Consider the following 12,795-nt stretch of genomic DNA (forward strand, 5'->3'; position numbering starts at 1 on the left):
ACGCGCGAGGCGGTCATTACAATTGGCATCGTGCAGCGATTTAGGGGGAACGTTTTGGTGTCTGAACAGGCAAATGTTGATTGTGCTGCTGGCTTTGGCGTGCGCTTGATCGGCTGTGCCGACGATGCGGTTTTGCCCATTGGCATGCACGACTATGCGGAGGCCCTTGGTTGCTGCATGCTGGTTGACAAGACCATGTTTATTGCCGATGTGTTGGACTGCGACGCGTCCGTTGTGGTGTGTTGTCGACCCGAGGGTTTTGGCAAGAGCATGAACTTGTCGATGCTTAGGGCTTTTCTGGAGCGTCCAGCGGTCGGTCGCTCTGGTCAGCGTTTGTTTGCCGATGCTCAGATTTGGGATGCGAACGGCGGGCGCTATCGGGATGAGTATGCTTGCTATCCGGTGATATCGCTGGACTTTTCTGGCGTCGCGAGGCGTGGCCCCGCTATTGCCGGCGTCGTGCGCGATGCCCTTTCGGGCGAGTGCGCTCGCTTGTTGGCGCTCTTGGAGGCTCCGGATTTAGCTCGAGATAAGGTGCGTCACATCGAACGTGTCGCGCGTGGCGTGGCGAGCGCGGACGAGGTTGACTCGGTGCTCGGTGTGCTCATAGAGCTGCTGGAGGTTGCCTGCGATGAGCAGGTTGTATTGCTCGTTGATGGGTACGATGCGGCGTGGTCTCGCCGTGCGAGCGCGAGGGACGCTTCCGTCGCCGATCCGGCAGAACTACTTGACCGTGTGCTGTTTGACGCCATTGCCACTGCGCGCGATTCGTTGCGGCTGACGTGTCTGATGGGGGAGTGTCCCGGTCCTGCCGAAGCGGCGCTTTCTTCGCGCGGCTGCTCGTATTGTCTGACGACGCCGCTGTCGGCGTGGTGTGACCGATGTTTCGGTTTTTCGGATGCCGAGGTCGATTCTCTTTTGAATCATGCTGGGCGCGAGGAATACCTGGATGATGCGCGTGAATGGCTCGAGGGGTATCGGTTTGGCAGGGCCTATTGCTCGAGTCCAGAGCGTGTGATCGGTTTTCTGGGCCGAGGCTGCACGGCGCCTGTGCGTGCCGATCTGTATGGATATGTCGATTGCCTGAGTAGGGTAGTTGCCGGGTGGAATCTCGACCGCCTTTCGGTCTTGTTTGATTTGCTCGAGGCCCATGGGCGCGCTGAGGTCCCGCTTTGTTTGGGCACTGCAGAGCCAGATGTCTCGCCTGACGATGGCATGTGGACAGCGCTGTATCTGTCCGGTTTTCTCACGACGGATATGACTGAGGAGCCAGAGCATGGCGATCGCCTCCGTGCTTTGCGATTGCCCAATAACGAGCTTCGCCAGGCCTTGCGTCTAGTGATTATTGAGTGGTTTGAGTGCGCTGCAGAAGACATTCGAGACGTCGATGCGTTTCGCGACGGGCTGTGCCATGGGAACGAGGATACCGTGAGGCGGGCGCTAAGCCGCATCTTGGGAGATGCGGGAATCGGTGCGACCGACCCAGATACACCGCTGCCATATCACCTACTCTTGCAAGGACTCTGCTTTGGATTGCCGGGCTATGCCAATCCTGCTTCGAGGCGAAAGTGTGGCGCGGATCGCTGGGACATCCAGGTTTTTCCTACGGGCGCCGTGTTCGACATAGCCGATACGATCGGTATGCTGGGCGAGCGCCCGCTGATAACGATTAACTTGATGTATGACCCCGATGTGGATGCGCTGGGCCTGGAATTGCTGGCCGTGCAGGCGCTACTCGACATAGAGCGCGACGGCATCGACGAAATCCGTGTGCCGCGCCCCGGCGTGGGTCGCATGCGCTGGGGGTTCGGTTTTGATGGGCAGCATGTGGCTACGGTGTGCCAGCGGCTTTAAGCACCAAGGTGTTTCCGGCTTCCGTTACTCGGCGTCCTTCAGGGGCGGCATGGGCTTCCAGTTGGGGTCCTTGACGATCTTGCGGGCGTCTTTCATGCCACGGCGCAGCGCCGGAATACCGGTCTTAAAGCACTTGTCAACGGCGGCCAGGCGAATGAACTCCTTGCAGAAGGTCGCGGCGTTGCCCAGACGGAACAGCATGGGGTGATAGTCGCCATAGATCTGCATGTAGCGGGCCAGATAACCGCGGTTGCGCATGATGTAGTAGCGGTTGGTGTCGCTCGTGGAGTTGAGTTGGCGCTTACCGGCGATGTCCCAGTTAGAGACAGCGCGGGCGCGCTTGAGCACCACGTCGGCAACAACGGCGGCGGGGAAGTGCTGGCTGGCCACGTAGCCATAGCAGGCATCGTCGCCGTAGATGAAGAAGCGCGCATCGGGCAGGCCGATCTTGTCGACCACGCGGCGCGAGAACATGCCGCCCTCAAAGCACAGCTGGTTCATGGCGCGATAGCCCTCGGGGCCCAAGTCCCACTTGGCGACGGGGTTAGGAATGCCGAGCGAAAGGATGAGCTGGTACTGCCAAAAGAAGGCGCCGCCGTCGAAGTCTAGGCGCGAACCCTGGATAACATCGTAGCGGTCGGTCCATTTGGCCAAGCGCTCGATGCCTTCGGGGATGACGAGCACGTCGTCGTCCATGACCCAGAACCACTGGGCACCCAGGTCGTAGGCGCATTTAGTGCCGGCGGAGAAGCCGCCCGCACCGCCGCCGTTTTCGAGCTGCGGGGCGTAGATGACACGGTCGGTTCCGCCCTGCGCGTCGGGCTGCTCGGTGTCGATGCCCCACAGGTTGGCCAGGCGCTCGTTGAATGCGGCGCACATGGCCTCGGTCTCGCGCGAATTCTCGTTATCTACAATCACGATGCGCCAGGGCGTTGCCGTGAGCTCGGTCATGGAGCCGAACAAGTTAGCCAGGAGTTCCTGGCGCTTGTACGTAACGACGACGATGGCGAGCTTATCGATGGGAGCGGGAAGGGTTGAAGGCATGGGGCAATATATCCTTTCACGCGCGGCGCGCGAGCGCTGCGCGGAAGCTATCGAATACGTCCTTGGGACTGTCCTATTGTAAAGGCTCGGCGCACCTTGACGGCAAGCTTTGAATAAAACGCAGGAACCTGCCACGGGCCCGCCGCATGACGTGCGGCTACTTTGCCCGCAAGAGGCTCCATAGATTATATAAACGCCCGCTGGCGCGCTGACCCTTTGATACCATGAAACGACAGGTATTTCCTAAGGAGCACATTTGTCTACTAACGTCTCTGGCAGCCCTGTTCTGTCGCTGCTTATTCCCATTTACAATGTTCAGCGCTACCTGCGCGAGTGTCTCGATTCCGCCCTGGCACAGACGCTCAAGGATATTGAGATCATCTGCATTAACGACGGGTCGACCGACAACTCGCCGGCGATTATTCGCGAGTATATGGAGCGCGATAGGCGCGTCAAGATGATCGACAAGGCCAACAGCGGCTACGGCGACTCGATGAACCACGGTCTGGAGATGGCGCGTGGCAAGTACGTTGGCATCTTGGAGTCCGATGACTTTATGGCGTCCGACGCACTCGAAAAGCTTGTCTCGGCCGCCGATAGCAATAATGCCGACTTTGCGAAGGCGAACTTTGATTTCTACTGGTCTAAGCCCGAGGAACGCCGTTCGCTGCACGAGATGTTTAGACCTCAGGATTGTGGCAAGCCAGTGCATCCGAGCGATACGACGCAGTTCTTTAAGCAAAAGCCATCGATTTGGTCGGCCGTGTACCGTCGCGATTTTCTTGAGCGCAACGGCATTACGTTCCTGCCGACTCCGGGGGCATCCTTTCAGGACACGTCATTCGCCTTTAAGGTGATCGCGTGCGCCGATAAGGCTGTTTACCTGCACGATGCCGTGCTGTCGTATCGCCAGGACAACGAGAATTCCTCGGTCAATTCTTCGGCTAAGGTCTTTTGCGTCAATACCGAGTATGCCGAGATCGAGCGTTGGATTCGAGAGGATTATGCCCGTGACCACGCAAGTGATGACGTCGCGCGCATGCTCAAGTTCAATCAGCTCATTAAGTACGATTCGTATATGTGGAACTACGTGCGCCTGGCGCCTAAGTTCTATAAGGAGTTCCTGGTTCAGATGGCCAAGGAATTTCAGGCGGCCTTGGACGCGGGGGAGTTTTCGCTTGACGATCTCAAGCCGTGGAAGCGCGCGAACCTCGCTGCCATCCTCAAAGATCCTGAGGGCTGGGTTGACGAGCATCCGAGCTTTGCGACGGATGGTGCCTTGGGGCGTGCTAAGTATTACGCCTCGGTTGGAGGCCCAGGCGTGGTCGCCGCCTTCCTCATCGAATCGCTGAGGGGGTAGGTTGGCATGGGAGAGGCCTCGTGTCCTAAAGCTACCATTGTCATCCCCGTTTATAACTCTGCGCGCTCCATTCAGCGATGCCTCGATTCGCTGTTGGCTCAGTCCGAGCGTTCGATTCAGGTTGTCTGCGTCAACGACGGTTCGACTGATGATTCGTTGAACGTGTTGCGCCAGGTCGCGCAGGCCGACGATCGCGTACTGGTGATTGACCAGGAAAACGCGGGCGTCTCGTGTGCTCGAAATGCCGGTATCGATGCCGCCGAGGGCGAGACCGTCTTTTTTGTGGACGCCGACGATTACATCGATGCCCAGACGGTCGAGCGCGTGCTGTATGCCATGGAGTCTGCAGATGCCGAGGCCGCCGTTTTTGGCGGTGTTTGTGAACCTGCCGATGCTGCCCCCAAACGCGTCCAGCAACTCATGAGCCCCAAAGCCGGTACCTTCGGCGCCCGTGATCCCCAACTGCTGTTCCATTCGAATGCGCAGCCCTATGCCTGTCGTGCGGCTTTTTCGCGCGAGCTGCTCAATCGCGAAGGCATTCGCTTCGCCCCCGGTTTGGCTTTGGGCGAGGACGTCGTCTTCCAATTTGCGGCTTATGCGCTTGCCCGCAAGATCGTCGTCATGCCGGACAAGTTCTACCACTACGTGATGGAGAGCGAATCGGCGACGCACGAGTTCAACAGTGCCGAGGCTCGCGCCAAAAAGCTTGACGCCCACATGAGGATGCTCGAGGAGGTCTTGGAGGACTGGGCGGCCTACGATCTTTTGGACCTGTGCCCCGGCGAGCTGATAACTTGGTTTTTGGACCTTATTGTGTTCGACCTGGCGCGCTTGGATGCCGATGGTTTCCATCACGTGGCGGCTCGCGTCAACATGGGTCTCACGACGTTTTTGGGAACGGAGTGGGCGGATATGCCTGCTAAGGGCGCCGTTCGACGTGTTGCCCACAAGCTCGTTGCGGCGACCTCGGGCGTTTCAATGGCAGACGCCACGCTGTTCTATCTTTCGACTCGCGGTCTCAAAGCCTGCCTGGAGCGCTTTATCTAATTCCAGGCGCTGCCGCCCGCCGCAACTCGGCTGCTAAAATAACCCTGTTACACGCTATCCAACAGGAGGTTCTCTTGCAGAACTCTGATACCCCTAAAGTTTCGCTGCTTGTCCCCATTTGCAATGTTGAGCGCTACCTACGCGAGTGCCTCGATTCCGCCGTTGTGCAGACGCTCAAGGACATCGAGATCATCTGTATCAACGACGGCTCCACCGATAGCTCGCCAGACATCATCCGCGAGTACATGGAGCGAGACCCCCGTGTAAAGATGATCGATAAAGCCAACAGCGGCTACGGCGACTCGATGAACCGCGGCCTGGAGATGGCGCGCGGTGAGTACGTGGGCATCCTTGAGTCCGACGACTTTATGTTTGAGGATTCGCTCCAAAAGCTGGTCGCCAAGGCCGATGCTGAGCATGCCGATGTGGTAAAGGGCGACTTTTACCTGTATTGGTCCACGCCCAGCGAGCGCCGTGAGCTGTTTGGGATTGTCGACGAGCATATGACGGGCGCCGCGTATCGCCCCGTCGATCGCCCGGGCATCTTCTACCGCAAACCTTCCATTTGGTCGGCTATCTATCGGCGCGAGTTCCTCAACGACAATCAGATTCGGTTCCTTCCCACGCCGGGCGCCTCGTATCAGGACGCAGGCTTTAACTTTAAGGTTTGGGCTTGCGCCGAGCGTGCCGCGTTTATTACGGACCCCATTTTGTGCTATCGCCAGGATAACGAGAAGAGCTCCGTTAATTCGCCTAACAAGGTGTTTTGCGTGTGCGACGAATATGCCGAGATGCAACGTTTTTTGGACGAGCGTCCCGAGCTCAAGGCTCAGCTCCAGGGCATTTTAATGCGCATGAAGGTCGATACGTACCGTTGGAATGATGAGCGTCTGGTCGATGAACTGCGTGAGCAGTTTTGGAAGAAAGCCTCGTCCGAGCTCAAGGCCGATTGGGATGCCGGTCGCTTTGACCTGTCGCTGTTTGATCCGCGTGGCGAGACCGACTTGCGCCTGATGGTCAAGTCGCCCCGCGCCTATATCGATTCGCGCTTTGACTTTAAGAAGCCGGGCAAGCTCAATACGTTTAAGCATTACTTTAAGATTGGCGGCCTGCCGCTGGTCTGGCGCGTGCTGACGTATCAGCGCACCTACGGCGACAACCCGCACCCTGACGACGTTCCGGCCGCACAGTAGGAGCGAGTGACTATGGCTACCCCCAAGATTTCCATTGTCGTTCCCATCTATAACGTGGAGGAGTGCCTGGCCTGGTGCCTGGACTCCCTGCTTGCACAGGACATGCCCGATTGGGAAGGCGTGCTGGTCAACGATGGCTCGCCGGACGGTTCGCGCGATATTGCGGCTGCTTATTGCGAAAAGGACGCGCGCTTTACGCTGGTCGATAAGGAGAACGGCGGCCTGTCGAGCGCCCGTAATGCAGGCATCGCTGCGTCCACGGCGCCTGTCGTTGCGTTTTTGGATTCCGACGACCGGTTTACGCCTGATGCGTGCCGCGTAATCGTTGATGCCTTTGAGCGTGAGGATTGCGACGTTTTGACCTTTGGCGCGAATCCGTATCCGCTGGAGGCGGGGTATCCGTGGCTTAACCAGGTTTTGAGTCCTCGGGACGTTTCTTTTCATGGGTATAGTTTCGAATTATTGTTTAAAGAGGATTCGCGTCCCTTTGTGTGGCGGACTGCCTGCAGACGTGATTTTCTGGCGAATAACGCTATTCAGTTCGATGAATCTATCAGCTATGGTGAAGATCAAGTTTTCGAAATGGCGATATATGGTCGCTCGCGAAAAACAACGCTAATATCGAACAAATTGTACGACTACCGTGTGGCGCGCAAGGGCTCGCTCATGGACACCATGCGCTACGACGACGAGACGCGTCTGCTGGAGCATGTGAAAATATATACCGCGGTGTTGGCCGACTGGCATCGAGATGGCCTTGACACGCAGCATGTCGATGACCTGGCATACTTCCTGTGTGATTTGGTGCTGTACGATGCAATAAGGTTGCTGGGTACGGGCTGCGGCAAAGTGTTCGACGCTGTATCTACGGTGCTCGCTGGTTCCGCTATGGGGAGCGATGCCGCGCTTACGCGATGTGCTCCTTCTGTTGCTGCTATGGTGCGCGCAGCGCGTGCTAACAAGGCGCCCAGCGTCCGTGCGTGCAGGAGGCTCATGTTTGAGTACGACGTATTTAGGTCTGGGCTCCTTCGGGCGTGCAAACGCATGGCCGCGAATATCCTGGGAAAGAGAGATTTGTAGATCGGAGCGGCCATGTCTGTTGTCTTGCTAGACCATCGTCGTCACTACATTCTGTTCGTTGCTGTGGCCTGCCTGAGCGTTTTGTTGGGCGGGCCTTCTTATCCCGGGTGAGAGCGGGGCTCTAGCCATATTTGAATGTGGAGGCGAATGGGGCTAGTCAAATATATATTTCGGTTTCAGACTTGAAAACGCTTGAATTCACCAGTTGTTAGTTTAAAAATAACATATAGATTCCGCCGGATTCGTTGAAAGGATGTTCTATGAAAGACGTTCGAAGGAGATGGCGCGGGCTAAAGGCTTTCGGTCTGGCCGCATTTGCAACTGCCTGCCTTACTTGCGCTCCATTGACCGCAAAAGCAGGTCTTATTGGCGGTGTTGGAGGGGGTAGCGCCTCGGTAGACGAGCCCACGGAATGATGCGTTGGCGATAACCGTCCGATTTCTTACTGGGGATATGACGGTTGGAACGGCACTCAAAATGAACAGATGTCTGGCCCTCTTACGCGGTATAGCGTCGAGTGCAATGCCGGGGGGACTGCTCACAGAGATTTTCTAGTAGGCTTAAACTCTATCGATCAGAGCGCCTCGCGGACCGATCCTTCTGGAGTTACATCACGTCCCGCAGGTACATACTATTTCAACAAAGATGGTTTAATGCAGACCGGACTCGTTCGGTGCGAGGACGGCAACCTTCGCTATTTCGATCCCAGGACTGGCGCCATGGTCACGAACCAGTGGCATAACGATTACGAAGCCGTCTGGTACTATTTTGGCGCTGACGGGACCGCAGTTTCGGGCTGGCAGTCTATCGGTGGGGACAAGTACTACTTCTACCCCGAAAGCCATGATATGGCATACGGCCGAGTTCAAATTGACGGTAAGAACTACTTCCTGAACACCCCTGGCGCCAACGCCGATGGCCGCATGCAGCATGGCGGCTGGATCTATGACTCCATTTATGGAAAGTGGCTCTATGCGACTTCCAACGGCGAGTTGTTGACCGGTTGGCAAAATATCGGTGGAACTTGGTACTATTTCAACGAGTACGGTGTTATGTTGACCGGATGGGTCGACGATTCGGGGACGTGGTATTACGCTAACGCCTCCGGCGCGATGGTCACCGGCTGGCTCAACGTTGGCAGTACGTGGTACTACCTTGATGGTTCGGGCGCCATGGTTGCTAACGGCTGGCGCAGCCTGGGCGGCTCCTGGTACTGGTTCGGCGATTCCGGTGCAATGGCCACTGGCTGGTTCTTGGCAGGCGGCTCTTGGTACTATGCGAGCGGTTCGGGCGCCATGGCAACCGGCTGGCTCAGCAATGGCGGCACGTGGTATTGGCTCGGAGGTTCGGGCGCTATGGTCTCCAACTCTTGGGCCAACGTTGGTGGAGTTTGGTACTGGTTCGACGATTCCGGCGCGATGGCCACCGGCTGGCGTCAGATCGGCGGCGCCTGGTACTACTTTAGCGGTTCCGGCGCTATGGCCCACGACTCCTGGGTCGGCGACTACTACCTCCAGTCTTCCGGTGCCATGGCTACGAATGCCTGGATCGGCTCCTATTATGTCGGCGAGGACGGTAAGTGGATTCCGGGCTACGGCCTAGTTTGGTATAAGAACGGTATGGCAATGTTTACCATACGCATAAGTGCCGTACCGTTGGTAAGGACGCAAAGGGCTATTCGCAGATCTCTATTCAGGAGGCCCAGAGGCGTGGTGCTTCACGAGAGTGCAAAAACTGCCAGCAAATTGGCTAGCACATTACTGAGTTAGTTTTTATTGAGACCCCGTTGCCCTGAGGTGACGGGGTCGCTGCGTGATTGGATACCGTGCTGCTATGAAGAAATGCTCATTCGGGGTGCTGGTCTTTTCCGGCCTTGTTTCTTTGGGGCTCCTTTTGGGTTCGCCCTCGATGTTATACGCCCTTGATTCGAATAACACTGACGAAGGTCCCGCATCTAACGTTACTATTGCTTCTGTCGAGTCAGGCGTTGATGCTCAGCGCGAATCGACCTTCGCCGTTGAGCAGAACTCTCAGGTGGATAATGAGGTCTCTTCTGAGGTTTCGAATCAAATAATTTGGCATCAGGGGTGGATATCGCCCGAAGAGGGGGCTGGTTTTTGGCGTTGGGGCTTGCCCGACGGAACAATTGCTGTTTCTTCTTGGAGACATATAAACGGTAGCTGGTACTGGTTCGACGACGAAGGCCGAATGGCTCAGGATGGATTGGTCCAAGTCGGGGGTGCGACTTATGGATTCTCCTCTTCGGGCGCAATGCGTGTTGGCTGGTACCTAGATTCTACGGGCTCCACTTCTGCTTGGCGTTATTTCTCCGGTTCTGGCGCCATGGTAAAAGGCTGGCTCTCAGATGGGGGTCGTTGGTACTGGCTTGATCATGCAGACGGTTCTATGGCCACCGGGTTGAAAGAATGTAATGGCACCCCTTATATCTTTAACAGTTCAGGGGCCATGCTATCCTCCCAGTGGGCACTTATTGACAACAACTGGTATTACGCTGACTCCAACGGCTTACTGCATGGAGGCTGGTTACTTCTAGGGAATTCTTGGTATTACTTGGATCCAGGAAGCCATATTATGCTCACGGGCTTTGTGCAAGTGGGCTCGTCCACCTATTTCCTTACGAGTTCAGGTGCCATGGCAACGGGCTGGGCACTTGCTGATGGCACTTGGTATTACGCCGCATCAAGCGGAGCTATTCAACGAGGACGATGGATAAAGTCCGGAAGCGCCTGGTATTACCTTGATGATGTATCCGGCGCAATGCGTACTGGTGAATTCGCGGTAGGAAGCACGCGCTATTTTTCTTATGATTCCGGTGCGATGGCATCTTCGTGCTGGATTAATTTGAGCAACGGTATGGCATGGGCGAATTCGTCTGGAGCACTGAGCGAGCCGTTGCCTACTACATCTGATGGATCTCCCGTAGTCGCTGATCGTACCGACTCGTCTTCATTGCCAGGTGTGATTCATATTGGAGACGCGGTTTTCTATGCGGATGCAAACGGCGCCGTCAATGTAGCATCTGGTTGGTTTATGCCGAAAGACGCTTCTGACGAAAGCGGCAATACTTGGTATTACGCATCTTCCAATGGTGTCCTTAAGTCTGGTTGGCAATATGTTAACGGTGCGTGGTATTGGATGGATTCTTCCACGTACAAGATGAAGACCGGATGGCTCAATGACCGCGGCACGTGGTACTGGCTTCAGCCTTCGGGCGCTATGTTTGCTAACGGGTGGCTGAAAATCGATGGCGTCGACTACTACTTCAATGCAAGCGGTGCATGGTTGAATACGTCTGGTTCTGTTTTGGGGGTCAATAGGTCCAGCCTGGTCAATTGGCTTATGAGCCACGAAAACGATGGCTATTACCGTGGAACACGCTACGACACACATCTCAGCCAGGAAACGTGCATGTATCCAAAGGGAGATCCTCGCTGGGATGGGTATACCGGTATGAACTGCGGTGGATTTGTATCACACGCATATATGAAGGCGGGCGGTAATTTAGCTCCCATTGCCGCCGAGCAGAGCCATTCCCCTTGGAGTGGAGGTCCCGGAAGGGGCGGCTGCGTAAACGCTTATCGTTGGTACGGCTACGCTATCGATACGTGCGCGAACGTGACTTATTTCAACTCTATTGATGAGTTGTTACGTAGTGGTTTGGCTCGTAAGGGGGACATTGTGTTCTTCAATCCTTACAACCCATATGCGGACGATAGCCACATTGGCTTTTTCTGGGGCAATTCGCCGAGCGAAAATTTGTTCTGGCATAGTGATGGTTATGGAAATCGCATCTCCGGTTTGACTGCTTTGGGTCCATCGAAAGTAATACTGATTCGTTAGATTTTTGAGTAGTAATGGGGCCTTCCCGGGGCCCCATCTTTTTCGACATTTGGTTTGAGAGCTAATTCGATGCCGTTATTCTATTGGGGAGGTTGAGTTGGGATATTGAACCCTAGTTTCCTCCCTGCTGTTGAGCAGTTGTTTACAGTGCAGCATCGCGTGCAATTTATTTTCCTTCTAGATGGTGTCTTGTTCCGTTGGATGTTCGGAAATCTTTCATAGCCATGCTGTAAGCTAGACGCAATCAAGAGCGAATGACGAGGTTTACATGAACAAACATCTTAAGTTGTTTGCGGCATTGTTGGTGTTGATGCTCCTTGCGCCCGTTTCTATGTTTGTATGCCCTGCGGATGCAGAGGCTGCTCAGACTCTGGTTGAGAATTCTTGGCGTTATGAGGACGGACAATTAGTCGCAGATGATGCTTCTTCCGAAGAAGACGGAATAGCTTTATTGTCTATGGACGCTCTTCCCGATGGGGTTACAGCTCAGGGCATTGACGTCAGCGAGCACCAAGGGCGTATTGATTGGGACGCAGTTAAAGCTTCTGGCATCGATTTCGCTATTCTGCGCGTTGGGTTTGGCGCTCCGTCTTTCCGCGGTCGAGTTGACTATCAATTTAATCGAAATATTTCTGAGTGCGAGCGACTCGGAATTCCCTACGGCGTCTATATCTATTCATATGCTTTTGATAATCAGCAGGCAGCTGATGAGGCATCAATGGTGATCAATTGCCTTTCTGGGCATAATCCAAGATTGCCGGTGTATTACGATCTTGAGGATAACTCGATAATTGCAAATGGACGTCAAACCGGAATTACATCGAGGGCGCAGGTTTTTTGTAATAGGATTTCTGCCGCAGGATATGAGCCTGGTATTTATGCAAATTTAAATTGGTTTAACAACATTTTGACTGACTCTGTTTTTAAGAGTAGCTCTTGGGATCATTGGATTGCTCAATATAACTCGCAATGTGACTATACCGGCAATTACAGTTTTTGGCAGTATAAGAGCAACGGAAAAGTCCCTGGAATCAACGGCAACGTTGATATGAACTACGCGTATGTTGATGTCTCTCTTTATCATTGGCAACTAATTGACAGCACCTGGTATTATGCAGCCTCCAACGGCAAGGCTTATACCGGATGGTTGTTTCAGAGTGGCACGTGGTACTGGCTCGAGCCCGACGCGGGCGGCGCCATGGCTACCGGCCTTCACGAGTGCAACGGCTCCCTGTACTGGTTTAATTCGTCCGGCGCCATGGCGACCGGGTGGGTCCTCGACGGCGGGACCTGGTACTACGCGACGGGCTCCGGCGCGCTGGCGCGCGGCCCCGTATCCGTCGGCGGCGTGCCCTA

General features: G+C 55.4%; 9 protein-coding genes. 8 read left to right on the forward strand and 1 reads right to left on the reverse strand.

Annotated elements, in window-relative coordinates; all coding sequences use genetic code 11:
- Positions 1–57: 57 nt before the first annotated feature.
- Entirely contained in the window at positions 58–1,854 is a 1,797-nt protein-coding gene (locus DW037_RS01810) for an AAA family ATPase (RefSeq protein ID WP_158551588.1), read from the forward strand.
- Positions 1,855–1,878: 24 nt separating this feature from the next.
- Here the strand turns inward: DW037_RS01810 and DW037_RS01815 are convergent, their stop codons facing one another.
- Positions 1,879–2,898 (reverse strand): glycosyltransferase, encoded by a 1,020-nt coding sequence (locus tag DW037_RS01815; RefSeq protein WP_118372677.1) that lies wholly within the window; start codon positions 2,896–2,898, stop codon positions 1,879–1,881.
- Between the two features lie 256 nt (positions 2,899–3,154).
- Here DW037_RS01815 and DW037_RS01820 point away from each other — a divergent pair, with 256 nt between their 5' ends.
- The 7 genes from DW037_RS01820 to DW037_RS01850 form a co-directional block, all read left to right on the forward strand.
- Positions 3,155–4,258 (forward strand): glycosyltransferase, encoded by a 1,104-nt coding sequence (locus DW037_RS01820; RefSeq protein WP_117629109.1) that lies wholly within the window; start codon positions 3,155–3,157, stop codon positions 4,256–4,258.
- A gap of 6 nt (positions 4,259–4,264) precedes the next feature.
- Positions 4,265–5,305 carry a glycosyltransferase gene (locus tag DW037_RS01825; protein ID WP_117629110.1) on the forward strand — a complete coding sequence of 347 codons (1,041 nt, stop codon included), beginning with the start codon at positions 4,265–4,267 and terminating at the stop codon, positions 5,303–5,305.
- A 74-nt stretch (positions 5,306–5,379) separates the two neighbouring features.
- Complete coding sequence (locus DW037_RS01830; RefSeq protein ID WP_158551591.1) at positions 5,380–6,498, forward strand: glycosyltransferase family 2 protein; 1,119 nt, start codon at positions 5,380–5,382, stop codon at positions 6,496–6,498.
- A gap of 12 nt (positions 6,499–6,510) precedes the next feature.
- Positions 6,511–7,578 (forward strand): glycosyltransferase, encoded by a 1,068-nt coding sequence (locus DW037_RS01835; RefSeq protein WP_117629112.1) that lies wholly within the window; start codon positions 6,511–6,513, stop codon positions 7,576–7,578.
- 485 nt (positions 7,579–8,063) lie between these two features.
- Positions 8,064–9,347: a hypothetical protein gene (locus DW037_RS01840; RefSeq protein WP_118372678.1), complete on the forward strand. Its 1,284-nt coding sequence runs from the start codon at positions 8,064–8,066 to the stop codon at positions 9,345–9,347.
- A 64-nt stretch (positions 9,348–9,411) separates the two neighbouring features.
- On the forward strand, positions 9,412–11,439 hold the full coding sequence (locus DW037_RS01845) for an N-acetylmuramoyl-L-alanine amidase family protein (RefSeq protein WP_117629114.1): 2,028 nt from the start codon (positions 9,412–9,414) through the stop codon (positions 11,437–11,439).
- Between the two features lie 268 nt (positions 11,440–11,707).
- A partial coding sequence (locus tag DW037_RS01850) for a glycoside hydrolase family 25 protein (RefSeq protein ID WP_304999870.1) occupies positions 11,708–12,795 on the forward strand: 1,088 nt, incomplete at its 3' end.

It is taken from the genome of Collinsella sp. AF39-11AT, from assembly GCF_003474585.1.
Lineage (GTDB): Bacteria > Actinomycetota > Coriobacteriia > Coriobacteriales > Coriobacteriaceae > Collinsella.